The sequence below is a fragment of the Polaromonas aquatica genome, assembly GCF_050626995.1.
Taxonomy (GTDB): domain Bacteria; phylum Pseudomonadota; class Gammaproteobacteria; order Burkholderiales; family Burkholderiaceae_C; genus Polaromonas; species Polaromonas aquatica_A.
On the sequence record NZ_CP192467.1, the window covers coordinates 2354423 to 2377706 of the forward strand.

Annotated in this window: 18 protein-coding genes and 1 tRNA gene; 17 read left to right on the top strand and 2 right to left on the bottom strand. The window is 62.0% G+C overall.

Annotated features, from left to right (window positions below; genetic code table 11):
• The first annotated feature begins 1 nt into the window (after position 1).
• From rpoC to ACQ4MS_RS11355, 10 genes are all read left to right on the top strand, one after another.
• Positions 2–4222, top strand: coding sequence for a DNA-directed RNA polymerase subunit beta' (rpoC, locus tag ACQ4MS_RS11310; protein WP_431094484.1), 4221 nt, complete (start codon positions 2–4; stop codon positions 4220–4222).
• Positions 4223–4513: 291 nt separating this feature from the next.
• On the top strand, positions 4514–5107 hold the full coding sequence (locus tag ACQ4MS_RS11315; RefSeq protein ID WP_431094486.1) for a LemA family protein: 594 nt from the start codon (positions 4514–4516) through the stop codon (positions 5105–5107).
• A 254-nt stretch (positions 5108–5361) separates the two neighbouring features.
• Positions 5362–6366: a M48 family metalloprotease gene (locus ACQ4MS_RS11320; RefSeq protein WP_431094488.1), complete on the top strand. Its 1005-nt coding sequence runs from the start codon at positions 5362–5364 to the stop codon at positions 6364–6366.
• A 162-nt stretch (positions 6367–6528) separates the two neighbouring features.
• On the top strand, positions 6529–6888 hold the full coding sequence (locus ACQ4MS_RS11325) for a c-type cytochrome (RefSeq protein WP_431094490.1): 360 nt from the start codon (positions 6529–6531) through the stop codon (positions 6886–6888).
• A gap of 12 nt (positions 6889–6900) precedes the next feature.
• Entirely contained in the window at positions 6901–8211 is a 1311-nt protein-coding gene (locus tag ACQ4MS_RS11330; protein WP_431094492.1) for an FCSD flavin-binding domain-containing protein, read from the top strand.
• 177 nt (positions 8212–8388) lie between these two features.
• On the top strand, positions 8389–9726 hold the full coding sequence (gene rsmB / locus ACQ4MS_RS11335) for a 16S rRNA (cytosine(967)-C(5))-methyltransferase RsmB (RefSeq protein WP_431094494.1): 1338 nt from the start codon (positions 8389–8391) through the stop codon (positions 9724–9726).
• A complete protein-coding gene (locus ACQ4MS_RS11340; RefSeq protein ID WP_431094496.1) occupies positions 9707–10369 on the top strand; it encodes a DUF4390 domain-containing protein in 663 nt (220 codons plus the stop codon). The genes rsmB and ACQ4MS_RS11340 overlap by 20 nt, the downstream gene beginning before the upstream one ends.
• Positions 10366–12672, top strand: a complete 2307-nt coding sequence (locus tag ACQ4MS_RS11345; RefSeq protein ID WP_431094498.1) for an ATP-binding protein — start codon at positions 10366–10368, stop codon at positions 12670–12672. Before ACQ4MS_RS11340 ends, ACQ4MS_RS11345 begins: the two co-directional genes overlap by 4 nt.
• 66 nt (positions 12673–12738) lie before the next feature.
• Entirely contained in the window at positions 12739–13419 is a 681-nt protein-coding gene (locus ACQ4MS_RS11350) for a response regulator (RefSeq protein WP_431094500.1), read from the top strand.
• A 58-nt stretch (positions 13420–13477) separates the two neighbouring features.
• Positions 13478–13553, top strand: a tRNA-Phe gene (locus ACQ4MS_RS11355).
• A 170-nt stretch (positions 13554–13723) separates the two neighbouring features.
• Here the strand turns inward: ACQ4MS_RS11355 and ACQ4MS_RS11360 are convergent.
• Both ACQ4MS_RS11360 and ACQ4MS_RS11365 read right to left on the bottom strand, forming a co-directional pair.
• On the bottom strand, positions 13724–13858 hold the full coding sequence (locus tag ACQ4MS_RS11360) for a hypothetical protein (RefSeq protein WP_431094502.1): 135 nt from the start codon (positions 13856–13858) through the stop codon (positions 13724–13726).
• 30 nt (positions 13859–13888) lie between these two features.
• Positions 13889–14665 (bottom strand): TetR/AcrR family transcriptional regulator, encoded by a 777-nt coding sequence (locus ACQ4MS_RS11365; RefSeq protein ID WP_431094504.1) that lies wholly within the window; start codon positions 14663–14665, stop codon positions 13889–13891.
• Positions 14666–15028: 363 nt separating this feature from the next.
• Between ACQ4MS_RS11365 and ACQ4MS_RS11370 the strand changes: the two genes are divergently transcribed.
• The 7 genes from ACQ4MS_RS11370 (at position 15029) to ACQ4MS_RS11400 (ending at position 23245) form a co-directional block, all read left to right on the top strand.
• Positions 15029–16618 carry an ABC transporter substrate-binding protein gene (locus ACQ4MS_RS11370; RefSeq protein ID WP_431094506.1) on the top strand — a complete coding sequence of 530 codons (1590 nt, stop codon included), beginning with the start codon at positions 15029–15031 and terminating at the stop codon, positions 16616–16618.
• A gap of 21 nt (positions 16619–16639) precedes the next feature.
• Entirely contained in the window at positions 16640–17581 is a 942-nt protein-coding gene (locus ACQ4MS_RS11375) for an ABC transporter permease (protein WP_431094508.1), read from the top strand.
• A 15-nt stretch (positions 17582–17596) separates the two neighbouring features.
• The gene (locus tag ACQ4MS_RS11380) at positions 17597–18529 is read left to right on the top strand and encodes an ABC transporter permease (RefSeq protein WP_431094510.1); all 933 of its coding nucleotides are present in this window, start codon (positions 17597–17599) and stop codon (positions 18527–18529) included.
• Between the two features lie 8 nt (positions 18530–18537).
• Complete coding sequence (locus ACQ4MS_RS11385; RefSeq protein ID WP_431094512.1) at positions 18538–20175, top strand: ABC transporter ATP-binding protein; 1638 nt, start codon at positions 18538–18540, stop codon at positions 20173–20175.
• A gap of 34 nt (positions 20176–20209) precedes the next feature.
• Complete coding sequence (locus tag ACQ4MS_RS11390) at positions 20210–21502, top strand: aspartate aminotransferase family protein (protein WP_431094514.1); 1293 nt, start codon at positions 20210–20212, stop codon at positions 21500–21502.
• Positions 21499–22545, top strand: a complete 1047-nt coding sequence (locus ACQ4MS_RS11395; protein WP_431094516.1) for a phosphotriesterase family protein — start codon at positions 21499–21501, stop codon at positions 22543–22545. Before ACQ4MS_RS11390 ends, ACQ4MS_RS11395 begins: the two co-directional genes overlap by 4 nt.
• A gap of 331 nt (positions 22546–22876) precedes the next feature.
• Positions 22877–23245: a hypothetical protein gene (locus tag ACQ4MS_RS11400; protein WP_431094518.1), complete on the top strand. Its 369-nt coding sequence runs from the start codon at positions 22877–22879 to the stop codon at positions 23243–23245.
• The last annotated feature ends 39 nt before the right edge of the window (positions 23246–23284 follow it).

Here is a 23284-nt window from a genome sequence, read left to right on the forward strand (position 1 = left end):
CATGAAATCATTACTCGACCTGTTCAAGCAATTCACGCCGGATGAGCATTTCGATGCCATCAAGATCGGCATGGCTTCGCCCGAAAAGATCCGTTCGTGGTCTTTCGGCGAAGTGAAGAAGCCTGAAACCATCAACTACCGTACCTTCAAGCCAGAGCGCGATGGTCTTTTTTGCGCCAAGATCTTTGGCCCTATCAAGGACTACGAATGCCTGTGCGGCAAGTACAAGCGCCTCAAGCACCGCGGTGTCATCTGCGAGAAGTGCGGCGTTGAAGTCACGCAAACCAAGGTTCGCCGCGAACGCATGGGTCACATCGACCTGGCCGCCCCGTGCGCGCACATCTGGTTCCTGAAGTCGCTGCCTTCGCGTCTGGGCCTGGTGCTCGACATGACGCTGCGGGACATCGAACGCGTGCTGTACTTTGAAGCATATGTGGTCACCGACCCCGGCATGACCCCGCTGAAGAAGTTCAGCATCATGTCGGAAGACGACTACGACGCCAAGCGCAAGGAATACGGTGACGAGTACACCGCAAAGATGGGCGCCGAAGGCATCAAGGACCTGCTCGAAGGGCTGGATCTCGACGTTGAAATAGAAAAACTGCGCAACGACCTGACCGGTTCCGAAATCAAGATCAAGAAAAACGCCAAGCGTTTGAAATTGATGGAAGCGTTCAAGAAGTCCGGTATCAAGCCGGGCTGGATGGTGCTCGACGTGCTGCCCGTGCTGCCGCCGGACCTGCGTCCGCTGGTGCCGCTGGATGGGGGCCGCTTCGCGACCTCCGACCTGAACGACCTGTATCGCCGCGTCATCAACCGCAACAGCCGTCTGCGCCGTTTGCTGGAACTGAAGGCCCCTGAAATCATTGCCCGCAATGAAAAGCGCATGCTGCAGGAAGCTGTGGATTCGCTGCTGGACAACGGTCGCCGTGGCAAGGCCATGACGGGCGCCAACAAGCGCGCACTGAAGTCCCTGGCCGACATGATCAAGGGCAAGTCAGGCCGTTTCCGCCAGAATTTGCTGGGCAAACGCGTCGACTACTCGGGCCGTTCTGTTATTACCGTGGGCCCAACGCTCAAGCTGCACCAGTGCGGTTTGCCAAAGCTGATGGCGCTGGAACTGTTCAAGCCTTTCATCTTCGCGCAGCTCGAGTCGCGCGGCATCGCCACGACGATCAAGGCCGCCAAGAAGGAAGTCGAATCCGGCACGCCGGTGGTGTGGGACATCCTGGAAGAGGTCATCAAGGAACACCCCGTGATGCTGAACCGTGCGCCTACGCTGCACCGTCTCGGTATCCAGGCCTTTGAGCCCATCCTGATCGAAGGCAAGGCTATCCAGCTGCACCCGCTCGTCTGCTCGGCTTTCAATGCCGACTTCGACGGTGACCAGATGGCCGTTCACGTACCGCTGTCGGTGGAAGCGCAGATGGAAGCTCGCACCCTGATGCTGGCTTCGAACAACATCCTGTTCCCCGCGAACGGCGAGCCTTCCATTGTTCCGTCGCAGGACGTGGTGCTGGGTCTGTACTACACGACCCGCGACCGCACTAACGGCAAGGGCGAAGGCTTGGTGTTCTCTGACACCGGTGAAGTCCGCCGCGCATTTGACGCGGGTGAGCTCGACCTGAACGCCCGCATCAGCGTGCGTTTGACCGAGTACACCAAGGACAAGGCCACTGGCGAGTTCGTGCCGTCGACCAAACTGTGGGAAACCACGGGCGGCCGTGCATTGCTGTCCGAGATCCTGCCCAAGGGTTTGCCTTTCTCCAACATCAACAAGGCGTTGAAGAAAAAGGAAATCTCCAAGCTGATCAACGTGTCTTTCCGCAAGTGCGGACTGAAAGAGACCGTGGTGTTCGCCGACAAGCTGCTGCAGTCGGGCTTCCGCCTGGCAACCAAGGCCGGCATCTCGATCTGCATCGACGACATGCTGATCCCCAAGGAAAAGCCGGCCATCATTTCGCGCGCCCAGAAGGAAGTTAAAGAGATCGAGCAGCAGTATGTCTCGGGCCTGGTGACTTCCGGCGAGCGTTACAACAAGGTGGTCGATATCTGGGGCAAATCCGGCGACGAAGTGTCCAAGGTCATGATGGCCCAGCTTTCGAAAGAAAAAGTGCTCGATCGCAACGGCAAGGAAGTTGAGCAGGAGTCCTTCAACTCCATCTACATGATGGCCGACTCCGGTGCCCGCGGTTCCGCAGCGCAGATTCGCCAGGTGGCTGGTATGCGCGGTTTGATGGCCAAGCCTGACGGCTCGATCATCGAAACACCGATTACCGCCAACTTCCGTGAAGGCCTGAACGTACTGGAGTACTTCATCTCCACCCACGGTGCCCGTAAGGGTCTGGCTGACACGGCGCTGAAAACGGCTAACTCCGGTTACCTGACGCGCCGCCTTTGCGACGTTGTCCAGGATCTGGTGGTCACTGAAGAAGACTGCGGCACGCAAGAGGGTTCCCTCATGCGCGCTATCGTCGAAGGCGGTGAAGTCATCGAATCGTTGCGTGACCGTATCCTCGGCCGCACGGCGGTTGAAGACATCCTGCATCCGGAAAACCGCTCGGTGCTGGCCAAGGCCGGGATCATGCTGGACGAGGACCTGATCGAGGATCTCGAAGCAGCTGGCGTGGACGAAGTGAAGGTGCGCACGGCGCTGACCTGCGAAACACGCTTCGGCCTGTGCGCCAAGTGCTACGGACGCGATCTGGGCCGAGGCGGCCTCATCAACATCGGCGAAGCGGTCGGTATCATCGCCGCGCAGTCGATCGGTGAACCCGGCACGCAGCTGACGATGCGTACCTTCCACATCGGTGGTGCGGCATCGCGTGCGGCGATCGCTTCCAGCGTCGAAGCCAAGTCCAACGGTGTGATTGGTTTCAACGCACCGATGCGCTATGTGACCAACAGCAAGGGCGAGCTGGTCGTGATCGCCCGTTCCGGCGAGATCGTCATCCATGACGAACACGGCCGCGAGCGCGAGCGCCACAAGGTGCCATACGGTGCCACGTTGACTGTCAAGGCCGACCAGACCATCAAGGCTGGCGCCATTCTGGCCAACTGGGATCCGCTGACCCGCCCCATCATTACCGAGTTCGCCGGCAAGGTGGCCTTCGAGAATGTGGAAGAAGGCGTGACGGTTGCCAAGCAGGTTGACGATGTCACCGGCCTGTCCACCCTGGTGGTGATCGATCCGAAACGCCGCGGCGCCACGAAGGTGATCCGTCCGCAGGTCAAGCTGATCGACGCTTCCGGCCATGAAGTCAAGATCCCCGGCACCGATCACTCGGTGACGATTGGCTTCCAGGTGGGTGCACTGGTTCAGGTGCGCGACGGCCAGGACGTGGGCCCCGGCGAAGTGCTGGCCCGTATCCCGATCGAAGGCCAGAAGACCCGCGACATTACCGGCGGTCTGCCGCGTGTTGCCGAGCTGTTCGAAGCCCGTACGCCAAAAGACAAGGGCACGCTAGCCGAAATGACCGGTACTGTGTCGTTCGGTAAAGAGACCAAAGGCAAGGTTCGCCTGCAGATCACTGATCCTGAAGGCAAGGTCTGGGAAGACCTCGTTCCGAAGGAAAAGAACATCCTGGTGCACGAAGGCCAGGTGGTCAACAAGGGCGAGTCGATTGTGGACGGCCCCGCCGACCCGCAAGACATCCTGCGTCTCTTGGGCATGGAAGAGCTGGCCCGCTACATCGTCGACGAAGTGCAGGACGTTTATCGCCTGCAGGGCGTGAAGATCAACGACAAGCACATCGAAGTGATTGTTCGCCAGATGCTGCGCCGCGTGGTCGTCGAAAATGTGGGCGACTCCAGCTACATCGCCGGCGAACAGGTCGAGCGTTCCGCCATGCTGGACACCAACGACGCCCTGCGCGCCGAAGGCAAGGTCCCGGCAACGTTCAGCAACCTGCTGCTCGGTATCACCAAGGCTTCGCTGTCGACCGATTCGTTCATCTCCGCGGCTTCCTTCCAGGAAACCACCCGCGTGCTCACCGAGGCTGCCATCATGGGCAAGCGCGACGAACTGCGTGGCCTGAAAGAGAACGTGATCGTCGGCCGCCTGATCCCTGCTGGTACCGGCATGGCCTACCACGAGGCACGCAAAGCCAAGGACCAGATGGACGATGCCGAGCGCCGTGCCATCGCCGAGGCTGAAGCGGCCGAGCTGGAAGCTATGCCCGCCGCAGCTGAAGCAGGCAGCGACAGCGCAGCTTCCGAGTAAGCCAGGCTGATCCGCGCCGTGAAAGGCGCTAGGCCCCACACTCCGCAAGGGTGTGGGGCTTTTTTATGGGCGGGACGGCAGTCGCCTGGCAATTATGCAGTGGAGGATAAGCGAAATTCGGGCTTTGCGCATATCAGACGGGCGCAGATTGCTATCAAAATCGTAGCGGTCCACGGCATTCAAAATACAGCCTGCCAGCTTGCCGGTTGAACCCAAAACCAGTTAACCTCGCGGCAGCCGCCCGGAGAGCTGCCGGGCGAGTGTTAGCTCATGTCGCACCAAGGAATATCCATGCCCCTTAGCACTCTTGTTTTTATCATCGTGTTTGCCTTGCTGGTTTTTTGGGCCGTAGGCGCTTACAACCGGCTGGTCCGGCTGAAAAACATCATTGCCAACGCTTTCGGCCAGATCGATGTGCAGCTCAAGCGCCGCTATGACCTGATCCCCAATCTGGTCGAAGCCGCCAAAAAATACCTGCAGCATGAGCAAAGCACGCTCGAGGCCGTGATGCTTGCGCGCAACCAGGCGCGCACGGCCAGCGATGCAGTGCGCAGCCGCCCCGCGAACGCCGGCGCGGTTGTGGCGCTCGCTGCTGCGGAGCAGTCGCTGGAGGGAAGCCTGGGGCGTCTTTTTGCCGTCGCCGAGGCCTACCCCGAACTCAAGGCCGACCAGACCATCCGTGAACTCAGCGAAGAACTCACCAGCACCGAAAACAAGGTCGGTTTTGCCCGGCAGGCCTATAACGATGCGGTGCTGGACTACAACAATGCGCAAGGGCAGTTTCCTGCACTGCTGATTGCCCGCACGTTTGGTTTTGCGCCTTCGGCCATGTTGCGCGCGACAGAGACGCCGGCCGAGCGCGAGGCTGTGCGTATCCAGTTCTGAAAACGTGGCCCCCACGCTTGTCACTTCGTGTACTACGCGAGGCCTTGCAGGCCGCGGCTCGCGAGACGCTTCGCCTCTGTCGACTGTCCAAAGCTGCTCAAGCAGCTTTGGAGCCGCAGGCTCCAGCCCCTCGGGGGCCGCTGCGCCTGCGGCCCGGCAAAGCCGGTTCTGCGGCCCTGATTGGTTTGGATCCTCTGTAAGCTGCCTGAGTGCTCCGCACGTATTGAAGGGCGAAATGACCTTGGGAACTGCGAATGCGGTTTTTTGAGCGACAAGACACCGCTCGCGGACAGACCACGCGGCTGCTGGTCCTGTTCGGCTTGACCGTGCTTGCGCTTGTCCTGGCCGTCAACGCCGCGCTGGCACTCACCTGGCGCCTGGTAGCCCCCGGCTTCACAGGTTACCCTGGCTACTTCTTTGCGGTGAATACGGGCGTGACACTGCTGTTTGTGTTTGGCGGCTGGTGGCTGGAAACCTCCGTGCTCCAGGGCGGTGGCGAGAAGCTGGCGCGCCGTGCCGGCGCCCGGGAGGCTTGGCCAGCCAGCCGCGAGTCCGAACAAAAACTGTGCAACATCGTGAGTGAACTGGCCATCGCTTCCAGCATGCGCCCGCCCCTGGCCATGGTGCTCGACCGGGAGGAGGGCATCAACGCGTTTGCCACTGGCTGGGATGAGGATGACTCGGTAGTGGCGGTCACGCGCGGCGCGCTGGAATACCTGACGCGCGACGAGCTGCAAGGGCTGGTGGCGCATGAGTTCAGCCATATACGTGAGGGCGATACGCGCCTGAACATGCGGCTGGCCGGCATGGTGTTCGGGCTTGAAATGATTTTTAACCTTGGCCGCAGCATGTGCGCGCAGAACGACAGCGGCAGGCGTTCTTTCCTCGCCGTGCCTGGTTTTGCCATCCTGGCCACAGGCTCGCTCGGATGGCTTGCGGGGCGCGCGCTGAAAGCGGCGGTATCGCGCCAGCGTGAGTTCCTGGCAGATGCGCGGGCAGTGCAATTCACGCGGAGCAAGGATGGGTTGGGCGGTGTGCTGCGCAAGGTGGCGGGCCAGCATGCGCAGGGGCTTATGCCGCGCAGCGTGCACCCGGCCGTGCAGCATATGTTGCTGGTGGGGCTTCGTGCAGATACCGACTGGTTTGCCAGCCACCCGCCCTTGGCTGAGCGCATCCGCCGCATCTATGGCCGGGCAATGGAGGCGCTTCCCCCACAGCGTGATGATGAAATGCCAACGCGGCCGAATGCGATTTTCTAGATGTGCCGCTATACCCCATCAAATGCCAATAAACACATTGCCAATGGTTTGAAGGGCAGGGCTCAAACTGCTGCTGAAGTACTGGATACTCCCTATAGGGTGCCAGGGGCGTCGCGTTAAATTGTCAGCCGAAGAGACTGCTTCCCAAAAACAGGAGAATCCATGAGAACTTCACGCCTCGTCATATCCAGAAAATCCAGGGGATTCACACGGTTTGCGCTGCCCTTGCTCTGCCTTGCACTCAGCCCTCTGGCGCAAGCGCAGGGTGCCGGCACCAAAGAGGCCTTGTATGTCAAAAGCCTGGCGGCCACTTGCGCCAATTGCCATGGCACTAACGGCAAGGTCGTGGTGGGTTCTTCGGTCACGTCGCTCGCGGGCCTGGATAAAAACTACTTTGTGGCGCAGATGAATGCCTTCAAGACTGGCACGCGTGCTGCCACGGTGATGCACCAGATCAGCAAAGGCTACAACGATGGGCAGATTGAATCGCTGGGCACTTACTTTGCCGCACAGAAGAAGTAAGGAGCAGACACCATGAATATGCCTCTTCACACCGTTTCATTGACGGGCTTCAAGCGCCGCTCTTTTCTGCAGTCAACAGCCGCCCTCGGCTTGCTGGGCCTGGCCGGCTGCGCCACCACTTCGGTTCCTTCCAAAGCCAAAGTGGTGGTGATCGGCGGCGGCTACGGCGGAGCCACTGCCGCCAAATACGTGCGCCTGCTTTCTGACAACAAGATCGACGTCGTACTGATCGAGCCGCAGGAGGCTTTTATCTCTTGCCCCATCTCCAACCTGGTGCTCAGCGGCGGCAAACAGATCGGCGACCTCACCACCTCATACGCGGGCCTGTCGCGCAACCACGGCATCACCGTGGTGAAAGACTACGCCAGCGCCATCGACACTGCGAAGAAAACGGTCACGCTGGCCGGCGGCGCCACCATCGCCTACGACAAACTGGTAGTTTCACCTGGGGTAGAGCTGATGTTCGGCAGCATCGATGGCCTGAAAGACGCCAATGCCTCCGGCCAGGTGCTGCAGGCCTGGAAGGCGGGCGCGGAAACTGTTGCACTGCGCCGGCAACTCGAAGCCATGCCCGACGGCGGGGTTTACGCCATCACGATTCCCGAGGCTCCTTACCGCTGCCCTCCCGGCCCTTACGAGCGTGCCAGCGTCATTGCCGGTTACTTCAAGGCCGTTAAACCGCGCAGCAAGGTGCTCATTCTTGATGCCAATCCGGACGTCACCTCCAAGGGACCGCTCTTCAAGAAGGTGTGGGCCGAGCAGTACAAGGGCATTGTCGAATACCGCGGCCAGCACAAGGCCACGGCGGTCGACGCCAAGGCAGGCATCATCAAATTCGATGTGCAGGACGACGTCAAGGCCAATGTGCTCAACGTGCTGCCTTCCATGCGCGCCGGTACGATTGCCGTGCAGGCGGGCCTTAACAACCAGGCCAACAACCGCTGGTGCGGCGTCAACTACCTCACGTTTGAATCAACCGCCGCGAAAGACGTTCACGTCATCGGCGACTCCATCCAGGTGGCGCCGGCCATGCCCAAGAGCGGCCACATGGCCAACAACCACGGCAAAGTCGCGGCCGCCGCGATTGTGGCGCAGCTCTCCGGTTGGGACGTCAACCCCGCCCCCATGCTGACCAATACCTGCTACAGCTTTGTCGACAACAAAAATGTGATTCACGTGGCCAGCGTGCACGAGTACGTGGTTGCAGAGAAAACCTTCAAGGCGGTAGCCGGCTCCGGCGGCGTCAGCACAGGGCCGACTGAGCTTGAAGGCGTTTACGCACTCAACTGGGCCAGCAATATTTGGGCGGACAGTCTCGGTTAGCCCCCTCAGTCGTTCACTGCGTGTAACTCCTTGCCCCCCGAGGGGGCCGCCCGCCTGCGGCCTGGCAAAGCTAGTTCCGCGGCTCAGGCTTGCATTTCACGGCCCTCGAAGAACCGTGATCTGCCGACTGGTCTAATGGAGGGTGGCCGTCCGTTCCGGGTGGCGTTCTCAGACCAAATGCAAGACAACCCGACCCAAGTCCCCCTGTGGCGCCAGCTTCAGGGGGCAGCTTCTCTGCTGATGGCCGTGCGCAACGGCCAGTCCATGACTGCCGCGCTGGAAGATGTTGACGCCTTATTGCGGCCTGGCGTCCAGTCACTGGGCTTTCGCACGCTGCGCTGGCTGGGGCGTGCCGAAGCCCTGCGCCTGCAACTGGCTCGCCGTCCACCTCCCGCGGAGGCCGATGCTTTGCTGTGCGTGGCGCTGGCATTGATCTGGACGGAGCAGGACGCGCCCTACACAGCCCATACCCTGGTGGACCAGGCTGTTGAGGCTGCCAAGCGCAGCGACGCAACGCAGCACCAGGCCAGCTTTATCAACGGTTGCCTGCGCCGGTTCCTGCGTGAACGTGGTGAACTGATCGCCCGCACCGAAAAAAGTCCGCAGGCTGTGTGGAACCATCCACAGTGGTGGATAGACCGCGTGCGCAAGGATCACCCGGGGGATTGGCAATCCATCCTGCAGGCCAACAACACCCGGGCGCCGCTGATCTTGCGGGTTAATGAACAAAAAACGACCCAAGCCCAATACCAACGGGCGCTGGCAGCTATCAATATTGAAGCAGATCCGGTTGGCAGGCATGGCGTGATACTTGCCCATGCGCAGGCGGTGAGCTCACTGCCGGGCTTTGCGGAAGGGCATTTTTCGGTCCAGGATGCCGCTGCGCAGCTGGCTGCGCCTTTGCTGCTGGAGAGCATGAATGCTGAGAGCAACGGCGATAAAAGGCTGAGACTGCTTGACGCGTGCGCTGCCCCGGGCGGGAAAACCGCCCACCTGCTCGAACTGATGGACTGCGACGTGACGGCACTCGACATCGACGCCCGACGTTGCGAGAGGGTGACCCAGAATCTGCAGCGCCTGGGCCTGCAGGCTGATATCCGGGTCGGGGATGCCGGCCGTCCCGGCGACTGGTGGGATGGGCAGCTGTATGACGGCATCCTGCTGGATGCTCCGTGCACCGCCTCAGGTATCGTGCGGCGCCACCCCGATGTGCGCTGGTTGCGTCGGCCCACCGACATCGCTCAACTGGCCGGCATCCAGGCGCATTTGCTAAAAACACTCTGGCCCCTGCTCAAACCCGGTGGCAGCCTGCTCTACTGCACCTGCTCGGTTTTTCGCGCAGAAGGCGACAACCAGATACAAACGTTTCTTACGCACCACACCGACGCCCTATTAAAGCCCTCGCCGGGGCATTTGCTCCCCCAAAGTGGCGTGGGGAAGACGGTCTTCCCGGACAATTTGATGCGTGAACACGACGGTTTTTATTACGCCCTTCTTGAAAAACGCAGCCGCTGATCTCTGCGGGCGCGCGATGGGCGCCACTGTGCGGTTCCTGTTGGCCTTGTGCTTCTGTATGGTGATGGGTACCGCCGGGCCGGCGTTGGCCACAGAAATCACCCAGCTACGCGTTGAGCGGGGCGATGACGGTGTTCACCTGTCCGCACTTGTCCGGTTTGACCTTCCGGCGGTCGTGGAAGACGCCCTGCTCAAGGGCATTCCGATGTTTTTTGTGGTTGAAGCCGATATTTACAGGGACCGCTGGTATTGGACAAACCCGCGCGTGGTCAGCGCGGCCCGCACCATCCGGCTGGCCTACCAGCCGCTGACCCGCCGTTGGCGCGTCAACATCGCTTCCGGCCTGATTACCAGCTCGGCGGGCCTGCGCGCCACACTGAACCAGAATTACGAAACCCTTCCGGAAGCCATCTCTGCCATCCAGCGCGTGGCGCGCTGGAAAATCGCGGATGCCGCCGAGGTTGATCCCGATGCCGCCCACAAGCTCGATTTCAATTTCAGGCTTGACCTGACACAGCTGCCGCGGCCCTTTCAGATCGGGGTGGCGGGGCAGAAGGACTGGAACATCTCCGCACAGGTCAGGGAACGGTTGAAACTGGAGCCCGCAGCGCCTGTGGCTGCGAGCGCCGAGGGCGTCAAGTGAACCTGACGGTCAGCGGTGGTTCCCTCAAGAGCAGCAGGGCTTTTCGCTGGACTGTTGGTGTTGGCGTGGGAGCCGTTGCCGCGCTGGGCCTGGTGCTGATGTTCCTGCTGACGCAGGCCACCGGCAACCGCGAGCTGTATGAGCGCAATTACGCACTGCTTTTTGTGCTCAACGTGGCGGTTGCCGGCTTGCTGCTGCTGGTTATCGGGTGGATCGTGGCGCGCCTTGCCCTGCGGCTGTATCGCGGTCGATTTGGTAGCCGGCTGCTGGTCAAGCTGGCCGCCATCTTTGCGCTCGTTGGACTCATGCCAGGGCTGATGATTTATGTGGTCTCCTACCAGTTCGTGTCGCGGTCCATCGAAAGCTGGTTTGACGTGGAGGTCGAGAGCGCGCTGGCGGCCGGGCTGAATCTGGGGCGTGCCACGCTGGACACGCTGGCCGCCGACCTCGGCAACAAGACGCGGCAGGCCGCAACACAGATTGCCGAAACGCCGGATGCGATGGCCGGCCTGGCACTGGAACGTCTGCGCGACCAGCTTCAGGCCAACGACGTAGTACTCTGGAGCCCTTCGGGCCAGGTGATTGCCAGCGCGGGCGATTCACGGTTCCTGCTCAAACCTGAACGCCCTTCAGTGCAGCAGTTGCGCACGGCACGCACGCAGCGCGTCGTCACTCAGATTGAGGGGCTTGATGAAGTGGTGTCCGCCGGCAATGGCGAGCTGGCTACGGGTGGGGCGGCCGGGATTGCGCCCGGGGCGCTTGCGCGCATCAAGGCCATCGCCGTGGTGAACAACCCCAATGTGAATGTATTGGGAGATGCCCGGTTTTTGCAGGTGACCCAACTGTTGCCTGAAGGCTTGGTGGCCAACGCCGTCGCCGTCCAGGAGGCAAACCGCGAATACCAGGAGCGCGCGCTGGCGCGCAGCGGCCTGCGCAAAATGTACATAGGCACACTCACGCTCAGCCTTTTCCTCGCGGTTTTCGGTGCGGTGCTGTTGGCGGTCGTGCTGGGCAACCAGCTCGCCAAGCCGCTGCTGGTCCTGGCAGAAGGCGTGCGCCAGGTGGCGCAGGGTGACCTGACCCCCAAAGCCGCACTGCAGGGCAAGGACGAACTGGGCGGGCTCACGCGATCCTTTGCCGACATGACACAGCAGCTGTCCGACGCCCGGTCCGCCGTGCAGCAAAGCATGAGTCAGGTTGACGCTGCGCGCGCTAATCTGCAGACCATTCTGGACAATCTCACCGCCGGCGTCATCGTGCTGGATGTGCACGGCCATATCCAGTCCAGCAACCCCGGTGCGACGCGCATCCTGCGTGCACCGCTGGCGGCCCACCATGGGAAATCGCTTGGTGAAGTCCCTGGCTTGGGCGGGTTTGCCAAGGATGTCCTTGCCCAGTTCGCCGACTACCTCAGCGATGGTGCGCCCCATGAGCTTGAGCACTGGCAGCAATCTTTTGAGCTCAACGCGGCCGTGCCTGGTGCGCCTGACAATGCCATCACGCTGATCGCTCGTGGCGCCAAGATGCCCGGCACTGAAGAGTTTCTGCTGGTGTTTGACGATGTGTCCGAGATGGTGTCGGCACAGCGTGCACAGGCTTGGGGTGAAGTGGCGCGCCGCCTGGCCCATGAAATCAAGAATCCGCTCACGCCTATCCAGTTGTCGGCTGAACGCCTGGAGATGAAACTCACCGGCAAGGTTGGCGAGCCCGAGCAGTTGCTGCTCACCAAATCCGTCAAAACCATCGTAGACCAGGTCGATGCGATGAAGCGCCTTGTCAATGAGTTCCGTGACTACGCCCGTTTGCCGGCCGCCGAACTCAAGCCTGTAGATCTCAATGCCCTGATCAATGATGTGATGCAGCTCTACCTCAGTGACGGCCACAGCGAACTGCGCAGTGGCAGTGCCGCGGTGCCTGTGGTCACCGAACTGGATCCCAAGGCTCCGAAAATCCAGGGGGACGATCAACAACTGCGCCAGATCATCCACAACCTGTTGCAGAACGCGCAGGATGCCCAGGAAGGCAAGGAGGGCGGGCGTGTCACTCTCAAAACCGAATACTCCGAAACCTCCAAACGGGTACGGTTAACCGTCCGCGACAACGGAACCGGCTTCCCTGAACACATCCTTAAACGCGCCTTCGAACCCTATGTCACTACCAAGGTCAAAGGCACCGGGCTAGGGCTCGCGGTAGTCAAGAAAATCGCGGATGAACACGGTGCGCGCATCGATATTTCAAACCGCGTAACAGACGGTTTGGTGCAAGGGGCACAAGTGTCGTTATCATTTGCAGTTGTGGCTTAACAACACATTCAGTAACACTTCGATATCGGCACGGCATCGCAATAACAGGCAGGCAGCAATTCAATCATGGCAAACATTCTGGTGGTCGACGACGAGCTGGGCATACGCGACCTTCTCTCAGAAATCCTTAATGACGAAGGGCATCAGATCGAGCTCGCCGAAAATGCGGCGCAGGCCCGTGCCGCCCGCGCACGCTCCAGGCCCGACCTGGTGCTGCTGGACATCTGGATGCCCGACACCGACGGCGTGACGCTGCTCAAGGAGTGGTCCTCCAGCGGCTTGCTTACCATGCCCGTCATCATGATGAGCGGTCATGCCACCATCGACACCGCAGTGGAAGCCACCAAGATTGGCGCCATGGCGTTTCTTGAAAAACCCATCACGCTGCAAAAGCTTCTCAAGGCTGTTGAGCAGGGCCTGACCAAGACAACCCCGCGCAAACCCGTGGCTCCGAGCAACAACACCGCAGTGCATGCGGCCGACCTCACGGTCGAAGCGGTGATGACCGGCGGCACGCTGCCCCCGCCTATCGACCTGGGGCCCCAGGCCACACAAAGTTTCTTGCTGGAAAAACCGCTGCGCGACGCGCGTGATGAATTTGAAAAAGCCTACTTCGAATTCCATCTGGCCAAGGAAGGCGGCTCCATGACCCGTGTGGCCGAAAAAACCGGCCTTGAGCGCACCCATCTCTACCGGAAATTAAAGCAACTCGGCGTGGATCTGACCCGCGGCAAACGCGGCGTTTAATCCCGGAGGCCCGTGGCGGCCAGGCACCTCTTTCGGGTGATATATAATCTAAGGCTCAGGCCCGGTAGCTCAGTCGGTAGAGCAGAGGATTGAAAATCCTTGTGTCGGTGGTTCGATTCCGCCCCAGGCCACCAGATGCGCAAGCCCTTGATTCCTAACGGATTCAGGGGCTTTTTCAATTCTGGAACGTCGCTATGCCCTGGTTTGGTACACCATGTAGGTACTGTGACATCTTCGACATCAAGCAGAGCGGGCCGCAAAATCGACCGACGCCGCCTTTTATGGCTCAGTCGATGCGCTCCTCTCAGTTGTCTATCAATTGCGCTGCAAGACGTGAGTGCAAGGCGAACTGGATCAGCGGCTGATCGTTCTTGTCCTGAATCAGATAGGCGCTAATTACCCGGCGTGGGCGCTCGTTGATCCCGGCGATGACGTCCAACGGCTATGACTTGGGTCTGCGACACACGTTTTAAGACTCAGAGCGCCGTGCCGGCCGCACCTTCGATCTGCCAGAGGGTGTTTTTCCCCCCAGAAACGCTTCCAGCCCTGCAAGAAAGATTTCCACCTGAGCGTCGAAACTGCTGTTGAGCGGTATCTCGGTTCCGTTCTGCCAACGCAAGATGAAGGCACGGTTGGCCAACAGCGGCAAGTAACGCGTCAGCGTCGGGTGAGCCAACGGGTCGATGGAGCGTACGCGGCCTTCCAGCGCTTTGGCCCAGCCCTCAGGGTCGTCGGTAGGCAGGGGCGCCAGCTCCATCGTCATGAAGCCCATCATCGAGGATATGACAGAGTTATAGGCTTCACGCAGATTGGCTTCAGTGGCGCCCGCCTCCAGCAGCGCGTCAATCACACCTTCAATCAGATCGATGCTCAAGGCCCCGTTCGAGGCAAGCTGTGCGCCGATCAGTTGCGCCACGTTGGGGTGCTTGCGCACCGACTTGCGGTATCTGCTGAACAGCTTGCGCATCCAGGTACGCCAGTCGCCTTCACCTCGCGGCGGCACCACGCCAGTCATCACCAGATTCGACACTTCCGCCAGCAACGCTTCCTTTGACGCCACATGCCAGTAGATGGTGGTTGGGTAGACATCCAGTGAACGGGCCACGTCACGTAGGCTGAAAGCGTGAATGCCCACGCGGTCGATCTGATTGAGTGCCACGTCGACGATGAGTTCGCGCGTGATCGTGCTGTCGGTCGGCCTGCCCGCAGTCTTGCGGGCAGGCTTGGGTGCGGCTGGGGATGGCATGGCGGCAGGGGTGGGGCGTTGAGTTTGTCGAGCCGATGGTACACGCTCGTTCTTTGTATCTAGCGCCCCAACGGGACGCTCTGCGCATCTTATGGGGGCGTTTTCCGCACCGTTTGCAGGCGGCGCAGGGAGGCTGCGCGGCAGCTTACCCATTAGGGTTATTCCCCTGAAGGTTCTTTGCGTCCGGGGATAACAATTTAATTGTCCTGTGATCAATAATAAAATTGTCCAGTGTGGCATATTACCTGCTTGAGGCTGTGTGGGTCCGCCGGACCGCCTGCACGGGTTCAACTGCAGGGGGCCGCAAATGCCGCCCGCCAGACAGCCGTTCATGCCCCGTTCCGGTGTTATCAAGGAGTTCACATGCAATCCAAGCGTCGCTTCATGCTCACCTCCACCTTGGGTGCTGTACTCGCCCTGACTCTGGCGGCCGCGCCCGCCCAGGCGCAGGGCGCCGGCAGCACGTTCCGGCTGGTGCCTTCATCCGATCTGAAGGTGCTGGACCCGATCTGGACCACCGCCGTGGTCACTCGCAACCACGGTTACATGATTTACGACACACTCTTCGGCACCGATGCCGCGGGCCACATCAAGCCGCAGATGGTCGATTCGCACACCGTCAGCAGTGACGGCAAGACCTGGACGTTCAAGCTTCGATCCGGCCTGGCATTCCACGACGGCCAGCCGGTGACGGCGGAGGATGTGCTTGCGTCGCTGGCGCGCTGGGCCAAGCGCGATCCGATGGGCCAGCGCATGTACGCATCCATGGACAAGGCGGAGGTGATGTCTGCCGGCAGCTTCCGCCTGGTGTTCAGAGAGCCTTATGGCGCAGTGCTCGAATCGCTTGGCAAGCCCTCTTCGCTGGTGCCTTTCATCATGCCCAAGCGCGTCGCCGACACGCCGGCGGACAAGCAGATCACCGAGAGCGTCGGCTCGGGGCCCTATGTCTTCAAGGCCGACGAGTTTCGCCCGGGCGAGCGTGCGGTCTACCTGAAGAACGCCAAATACGTACCTCGCCCGGAGGCGCCCTCGGGCACCACCGGCGCCAAGAGCGTGAAAGTCGATCGCGTCGAATGGGTGGTGCTCAAGGACGCGCAGACCCAGGTCAACGCGCTGGTCAATGGCGAAGTCGACATGCTCGAGTCCGTGCCTTTCGAGCACTACAACGCCTTGAAGGCAAACAACCGTGTCACCACCGTCGCCGCCGCTGGAGGGCAGTACCTGCTGCGGTTCAACCATCTGGTGCCGCCCTTCAACGACGTTCGGGTGCGTCAGGCCGCCATGTTCTCCATGGACCAGGACGCGCTGCTGCGCACACAGGTGGGCATCCCCGAGCTCTATAAGATCTGTATGTCGGTCTATCCCTGCGGTTCACCGCTGGCCTCCAAGAAGAGTCTAGGCTTCACCGAAAAATCCCAGTACGCCAAGGCCCGGGAGCTGTTAAAGGCGGCGGGCTACAAAGGGCAACCCGTGGTGTTGCTCCACGCCACTGACAACACCTCGCTGGCCAAGCTGCCGCCGGTGGTGGCACAGTTGCTGCGCCAGGGCGGCTTCACCGTCGACATGAAGTCCATGGACTGGGGTTCCGTGGTGGCGCGCCGTGCCAAGAAGGAGCCGGCCGAACAAGGTGGCTGGAATGCTTTCGTGACCTACTGGGGGACGGAAGACGCACTAAACCCGATCAACTATGCGCCGCTCTCGGCCAATGGCGAGGCAGGCTGGTTCGGCTGGGCTAGCGACGAACGCCTGGAGCAGCTGCGCACCGATTTCTCCCGCGCCGGCTCCCCTGCGCTTCGCTTGAAACTGGCCGAAGAGATCCAGGTGCGCGCATATGAAATCGGCGCCTTTGCCCCCATGGGCGAGCTGTTGCGGCCGGTGGCGTTCCGCAAAGGCGTGGTCAATGGTGTGCTCGTCGGAGCGGCCAATGTCTACTGGAACATCAGCAAGCCTTGACGGTTCGCCGATCCTGATGCCATGTACACGTTCATCGCACGCCGGCTGTTTTCGACATTGCCGGTCCTGATCTTCGTCGCTGTCTTCGTGTTCCTGATCCTGCGGCTGACACCCGGCGATCCCGCGGCGCTCATCGTGGGAGACATGGGCACCGAGGCCGACCTCGCCCGCGTGCGCCAAAGCCTGGGACTGGAAGGCTCCTTGCCCTCACAGTTTCTGATCTGGGTCGGCGAGCTGTTGCGTGGTGACCTCGGCGAGTCTTACTACTTCAAGACCAAGGTGGGCACGCTGATCATGCAGCGTCTGGAACCCACGCTGTCGCTCGCTGCGCTCACCATTGTGCTCGCCGTACTGATCGCCGTTCCGTTGGGCGTGCTGGCGGCGGCACGCCACGGCGGATGGCTCGACCGCATGCTGATGGGCTTTTCGGTGATGGGATTCTCGGTTCCCGTGTTCGTGATCGGCTACGTGTTGATCTGGCTGTTTGCACTCAAGCTCGGATGGCTGCCGGTGCAGGGCTATGCGCGCCTGTCTTCGGGCGCCGGCGCCTGGATCTCGCACTTGATTCTGCCCGCCGTGACGCTGTCGCTGGTCTACACCGCCCTGATCGCACGGGTCACGCGCGCGGCCGTGTCGGAAGCCCTGACGGAAGACCACATCCGCACCGCTCGCGCCAAGGGCCTGGCCGAACGCGCGGTGCTGATGCGCCACGCGCTGGCCAACGCCGCCGTTCCCATCGTCACGGTCATAGGCATCGGCATTGCACTTCTGATTGGCGGCGTTGTGGTGACCGAAACGGTGTTCGCCATTCCCGGCCTGGGCCAGCTCACCGTGGACGCCATGCTTTCGCGCGACTTCCCGGTGATCCAGGGCGTGATCCTGCTGTTCTCGGTGGTCTATGTCCTCATCAACCTGCTGATCGACCTGAGCTATGTGCTGCTGGATCCACGCATCCGCTACTGAACTCCCCGAACGACCATGATCACCGATCTCGACCCGCCTGCCGACGCCACGGAAGAAGTCGTTGTTCCCCGCCAGCGGCCTTCCACCTGGCGCCTGGTCCGTTCGAACGGTGCCGTGCGCCTAGGTGCCTGCGCACTGGCCCTGCTGACCTTCGTGGCGCTGGCCGCACCCTGGCTGGGCACGGTGGACCCTTCGGCCATCGACCCGGGCAGCATCAACATCGGGCCCGGCACTCGCGCGCCCTTCACCGTCCTGGGCGGGGAAGCCGCCGATCACTTGTTCCTGCTGGGGGCCGACGGCTTCGGGCGCGACACCTGGAGCCGCGTGGCCTACGGCGCGCGGGTGTCGCTGCTGGTGGGCGTGGCAGTGGCCGTCCTCGCGATGCTGGGCGGCGGCCTCATCGGGCTCGTTGCCGGCTACTTCCGTCGTCTGGATGGCGTGTTGATGCGCCTGATGGATGGCTTCATGGCCATCCCCAACATCCTGCTCGCCATTGCCCTGGTGTCGATGTGGCGCGCCAGTTTGGTGACCATCGTGGTGGCCATCGCCATCCCCGAGGTTCCGCGCGTGGCGCGGCTGCTGCGGTCCATCGTGCTCTCGGTGCGCGAGGAGCCTTATGTGGAAGCGGCGGTCGCGCTGAACACGCCCACCTGGAAGATTCTTTGGCGCCACATCCTGCCCAACGCCGTGGCGCCGTTGATCGTGCACGCCACCTACGTCTGTGGGGCGGCCATGCTGGTCGAGGCCATCCTGTCCTTCCTGGGCATCGGGCTGTCGCCCGAGATTCCGACCTGGGGAAACATCATGTCCGAGGGGCGCGTGAACTTCAACGAACACCCCGAGAACGTGTTGTTCCCGGGCGCCTTCCTGGCGCTGACTGTGCTGGCGGTGAACATCCTGGGTGACGGCCTGCGCGACACGCTCGACCCCAAACTGCGCCGCCGCTGAGCAAGACCATGAGCCATTCACCATCCGCCACCCAGGCCGTGTTGACGGTCGACGACCTCACGGTGCAACTTCCCCCTAACGCGGACCGGCCGAACGCCGTCGAGCGGATTTCCTTCGAGGTGTTTGCCGGCCAGACCACCTGCCTGCTGGGCGAGTCGGGCTCGGGCAAATCGGTCATCGCGCAAACCGTGATGCGGCTGTTGCCGTCCTCGGTGTCGCCCGTCCGGGGCAGCGTGCGCCTGCTGGACGAAGACGTGCTGGCCATGCCCGTGGAGCGGCTGCGCCGCGTGCGCGGCGAGCGCATGGCCATGATCTTCCAGGAGCCCATGACCGCGCTCAATCCGGTCATGACCTGCGGCCAGCAGCTCGACGAGATGCTGGTCGTGCACACCGCGCTGTCGCCCGCCGAACGGCGCGCGCGCATTCTGCAGGTGTTCGGCCGCACGCGCCTGCCGGAGCCGCCGCGCATCTTCGGCGCCTACCCGCACCAGCTCTCGGGCGGGCAGCGCCAGCGCGTGATGATCGCCATGGCATTGATTCTCAAGCCGGCGCTGCTGATCTGCGATGAACCCACCACGGCACTGGATGTGACAACGCAGGCCGAGATCCTCAGGCTCATCAAGGAGCTGCAGACCGAGAACGGCACCGCGGTGCTCTTCATCACGCATGACTTCGGCGTGGTGGCCGAAATTGCCGATCACGTGGTGGTGATGCGCCTGGGCGAGATGGTGGAGCAGGGACCCAAGCTGCAGGTGCTGCAGGCACCACGCGAGCCTTACACGCGCATGCTGCTGTCGGCCGTGCCGGGGCTGATGCCGGTGCAGCGCGCGCCGGTGGCCGAGGCCGCCCCGCTGATCGAAGCCCGGGGCCTGGCCAAGAACTACAGCTCGCGCAGCCTCTTCGGCGGCCGCAAGGACGTGCACGCCGTGCGCGACGTGTCGCTGAGGGTGCGCCCGGGCGAGACCGTGGGCGTCGTGGGCGAATCCGGGTCGGGCAAGTCCACCCTGGCGCGTTGCATCGCACGGCTGATCGACCCCAGTGGCGGCATTGTGCTGTCGCAGGGCGAGTCCATTGAGAAGGCCAGCGGGCGCCGGCTCAAGGCGTTTCGCCAGCAGGTGCAGGTGGTGTTCCAGGACCCCTACCGTTCGCTCAACCCCCGCCAGACCGTGGGCGAGTCGATCATCGAAGGCGCCGTGAACGCCGGCCAGCGCCACGAACTGGCTTGGGCGCGCGCCGAGGAACTGATGACCCTGGTGCGCTTGCGCCCGGATGCGCTGCACCGCTATCCGCACGAGTTCTCGGGCGGACAACGCCAGCGCATCTGCATCGCCCGAGCGCTGGCCTGCAACCCGCAACTGCTCATTGCCGATGAAGCTGTCTCAGCGCTGGACGTGTCTGTCCAGGCGCAGATTCTCGAACTGCTCCATGACATCCAGCAACGCCTGCGCATCGGCCTGCTGTTCATCACTCACGACCTGCGCGTTGCCAACCAGATCTGCGACCGCATCATCGTCATGCACCAGGGGGCCATCGTCGAAGAAGGCCCGGCGCACCAGGTATTTTCCAAACCAGCCCACGCCTACACCCGGTCCTTGCTGGACTCGGTGCCTGGGCGTGGCTTCATCTTCCATGGAGCATCGGCATGAACTTCCCATTTTTTTGGGAACCCATCGAAACGACATGACCATTGAATCCGACCTGAACCGCCTGCGCGAAGCGTATGTGGCGCGCAACCCCGAAAGCCAGCGCCGCTACCAGGCAGCCACCGACGTCATGCCCGGCGGCAACACCCGCTCAGTGCTTTACTACGAACCCTTTCCGCTGGCCATCGCGCGAGGTGAAGGCGCCAGCTTGTGGGACGCAGACGGCCATGAATATACCGATTTCCTCGGCGAGTTCAGTGCTGGCCTGTACGGCCATAGCCACCCGGTGATCCGCGACGCCGTCATCAACGCGCTGCACGGAGGCATTAACCTGACCGGCCACAACCTGCTCGAAGCGCAGCTGGCGCAACTGGTGACGACTCGCATCCCCTCGGTCCAGCGTCTGCGCTTCACCAACTCGGGCACTGAGGCCAACCTGCTGGCCATCGCCGCGGCCAAGCGCTTCACCGGCCGCCAGAAGATCCTTGTGTTCAAGGGGGGCTACCACGGCGGCGTGCTCACTTTCGCTACCGGTCACTCGCCGATCAATGTGCCGCACGATTTCGTGCTCGGCACGTACAACGACCAGGCCGGCACGGCCGCGCTGGTGGCCGAACATGCGAAGGACCTGGCCGCTATTTTGGTCGAGCCTATGCAAGGCGCGGGCGGCTGCATCGTCGGGCACCCGGCTTTCCTTGAAGACTTACGGCGTCTGGCCACCGAGGCCGGCGCTCTGCTGGTGTTCGATGAGGTGATGACCTCGCGCCTGGCACCGGGCGGCCGCCAGACCGTACTCGGCATCACACCGGACCTGACAACACTGGGCAAATACATCGGCGGCGGCATGTCCTTCGGCGCCTTCGGCGGCCGGCAGGACGTCATGGGGCTGTTCGATCCACGTACGCAGGGCCACATGGGGCATGCCGGCACCTTCAACAACAACGTGCTGTCGATGTCCGCGGGCATTGCCGGCCTGAGCCGGATCTACACACCTGAGGTGGCCGTGGCTTTCAACGCGCGAGGCGACGCGCTGCGCGAGCGCCTGAACGCGACCAGCAGGGCGCACGGTTCAACCCTGCAGTTCACCGGCCTGGGCACGCTCATGAACCTGCACGCTACGCCGGAAGAGATTCGCCATTCCGACGACATTCCCGCGTCCGGACAGATCGTCAAGGACCTGTTCTTCTTCCACATGCTGGACCACGGCTTCTATGTCGCACGGCGCGGCTTCATCGTGCTGTCCCTGCCGTTGACAGACGACGACCTGGCCCGTTTCCACGGCGCCTTCGCGGCCTTCGTGGATCAGTACGGGAAGGGACTTCAAAAATGAGTAAGCCGGCCGAACGCAAAGGCCACGTGCAGACTGTGCTGGGCCTGGTGAACCCCAGCGAGCTGGGTCCTACCCTCATGCACGAACATGTCTTCATCGACCTGACGCCACCCCCGCTGCGCTTGAATCCACCGGTGGAGCAGGAACAGGACATCGACCTGTGCAATTGCTGGGGCATCGCCTATGGCCAGAAGCAGTTCATGCGCAACTATCGCCTGGATGAGACCGACGTGGCCATCGCCGAGTTGCGCGACATGAAGGCCGCGGGCGGCGCATCGCTGGTGGACCTGACGGTCGGCGGCCTCAACCCACAGCCTGACCGGCTGGTGGAGGTGGCGCAGGCGACCGGGGTGCGCGTGGTCATGGGCTGCGGCCACTATGTCAACGACTACCAGAACGCCGCCAACCACACGCGTTCGGCCGACGACTTCGCACGCGAAATGATCGAACAGATCACCGTCGGCGCGTGGGGCACGAAGGTGTGCGCCGGCATCATCGGTGAGATCGGTTGCCAGGCGCCCTGGACCGACCTGGAGCAGCGCGTCATGCACGGCGCCATTACCGCGATGCAGGACACCGGCGCGGCTCTTAACGTGCACCCTGGGCGCAATGCCGACCAGCCCATGGAGGTGGTGAACTTCATCCGCGCGCGCGGCCAACCCGTGGACCGGGTGGTGATCAGCCACATCGACAGGACCATCTTCGATGATGACCGGCTGCTGCAGTTGGCGGACACGGGCTGTGTGATCGAGTTCGACCTGTTCGGTTGGGAGCAGACCGCCTACCCGGCCGCCGACATCGACATGCCCAACGATGGTGCCCGGCTGCGCATGGTCAAGCTATTGGTTGATCGTGGCTACCGCGAGCAGGTTCTGATCAGCCACGACATCTGCACCCGCACGCGACTTGGCCGCTACGGCGGCCATGGTTACCAGCATATCTTCGCCAACATCGTGCCGCGGATGCTTCGCCGCGGATTCACGCAAGCCGATGTAGACACTATCTTGGTCTCTACACCGCGACGATTGTTAACGCTCATTTGAGCGGCCAGATCGATACTCAGCTGACGGATAGTTGGCCTCGCGCGTCTGCCGAGCTTGATGTAGTAGCGCTCGACCGCTCGATGCTGTCTTCGTACGAATACATGAACTACCTCCAGGTAGTCCAGGTTTTGTCCGCTCCCCGCAGTGGGCCAGATTTCGATGGCATTCAACACCTCCTTACATATCGAGGCGAATAGCGCCTTGACCTTCCTACAGTGGCAAGGTTTAGAGTCGTGGTTATTCCATCGGAACTTAAAAGAATCTATAGAATCAAGAACCTATGTCGCGTTTTTGCACGTTCCTGCTCTGGCTCATGATGCTGGCTTTGCCCATGCAGGGCTTTGCCTCGGTATCGATGCAATATTGCGGCAAGAACGTCGACCATATGGTTTTGCAGGCGCCAGCCGATCCGCAAGACCACCATCACCACGCTGGTGCTTCCGAGGATGCTCTCGATCACGCGATGCATGCGGAGACAACGCAAGCGACCGGCTTCGAGCAGGCGCCGGATGCGCAAAACCAGCTGCCCGACGCGGCTCACAAGTGCGGCGTTTGTGCCTCTTGCTGCAACCTGGTCGGCATGACCGCTGCTGCCCGGACAGTGGCAATTCATTCCATTTCCGGCGCTGTATATATCGAGCCTTCGGCCCTGATTCACAGCGTACCCTCGGCCCTGCCCGAGAAACCGCCTCGCGCCTGACGCACCTGGCTGACCGCGGACCTTCGGGCTCCGCGGTAC

Excerpts from the sequence above, each read along its gene's own strand:
- rpoC (WP_431094484.1), top strand. The coding sequence starts at position 2 with ATGAAATCATTACTCGACCTGTTCAAGCAATTCACGCCGGATGAGCAT.
- ACQ4MS_RS11315 (WP_431094486.1), top strand. The coding sequence starts at position 4,514 with ATGCCCCTTAGCACTCTTGTTTTTATCATCGTGTTTGCCTTGCTGGTT.
- ACQ4MS_RS11320 (WP_431094488.1), top strand. The coding sequence starts at position 5,362 with ATGCGGTTTTTTGAGCGACAAGACACCGCTCGCGGACAGACCACGCGG.
- ACQ4MS_RS11325 (WP_431094490.1), top strand. The coding sequence starts at position 6,529 with ATGAGAACTTCACGCCTCGTCATATCCAGAAAATCCAGGGGATTCACA.
- ACQ4MS_RS11330 (WP_431094492.1), top strand. The coding sequence starts at position 6,901 with ATGAATATGCCTCTTCACACCGTTTCATTGACGGGCTTCAAGCGCCGC.
- rsmB (WP_431094494.1), top strand. The coding sequence starts at position 8,389 with ATGCAAGACAACCCGACCCAAGTCCCCCTGTGGCGCCAGCTTCAGGGG.
- ACQ4MS_RS11350 (WP_431094500.1), top strand. The coding sequence starts at position 12,739 with ATGGCAAACATTCTGGTGGTCGACGACGAGCTGGGCATACGCGACCTT.
- ACQ4MS_RS11365 (WP_431094504.1), bottom strand. The coding sequence starts at position 14,665 with ATGCCATCCCCAGCCGCACCCAAGCCTGCCCGCAAGACTGCGGGCAGG.
- ACQ4MS_RS11370 (WP_431094506.1), top strand. The coding sequence starts at position 15,029 with ATGCAATCCAAGCGTCGCTTCATGCTCACCTCCACCTTGGGTGCTGTA.
- ACQ4MS_RS11375 (WP_431094508.1), top strand. The coding sequence starts at position 16,640 with ATGTACACGTTCATCGCACGCCGGCTGTTTTCGACATTGCCGGTCCTG.
- ACQ4MS_RS11380 (WP_431094510.1), top strand. The coding sequence starts at position 17,597 with ATGATCACCGATCTCGACCCGCCTGCCGACGCCACGGAAGAAGTCGTT.
- ACQ4MS_RS11385 (WP_431094512.1), top strand. The coding sequence starts at position 18,538 with ATGAGCCATTCACCATCCGCCACCCAGGCCGTGTTGACGGTCGACGAC.
- ACQ4MS_RS11390 (WP_431094514.1), top strand. The coding sequence starts at position 20,210 with ATGACCATTGAATCCGACCTGAACCGCCTGCGCGAAGCGTATGTGGCG.
- ACQ4MS_RS11395 (WP_431094516.1), top strand. The coding sequence starts at position 21,499 with ATGAGTAAGCCGGCCGAACGCAAAGGCCACGTGCAGACTGTGCTGGGC.
- ACQ4MS_RS11400 (WP_431094518.1), top strand. The coding sequence starts at position 22,877 with ATGCAGGGCTTTGCCTCGGTATCGATGCAATATTGCGGCAAGAACGTC.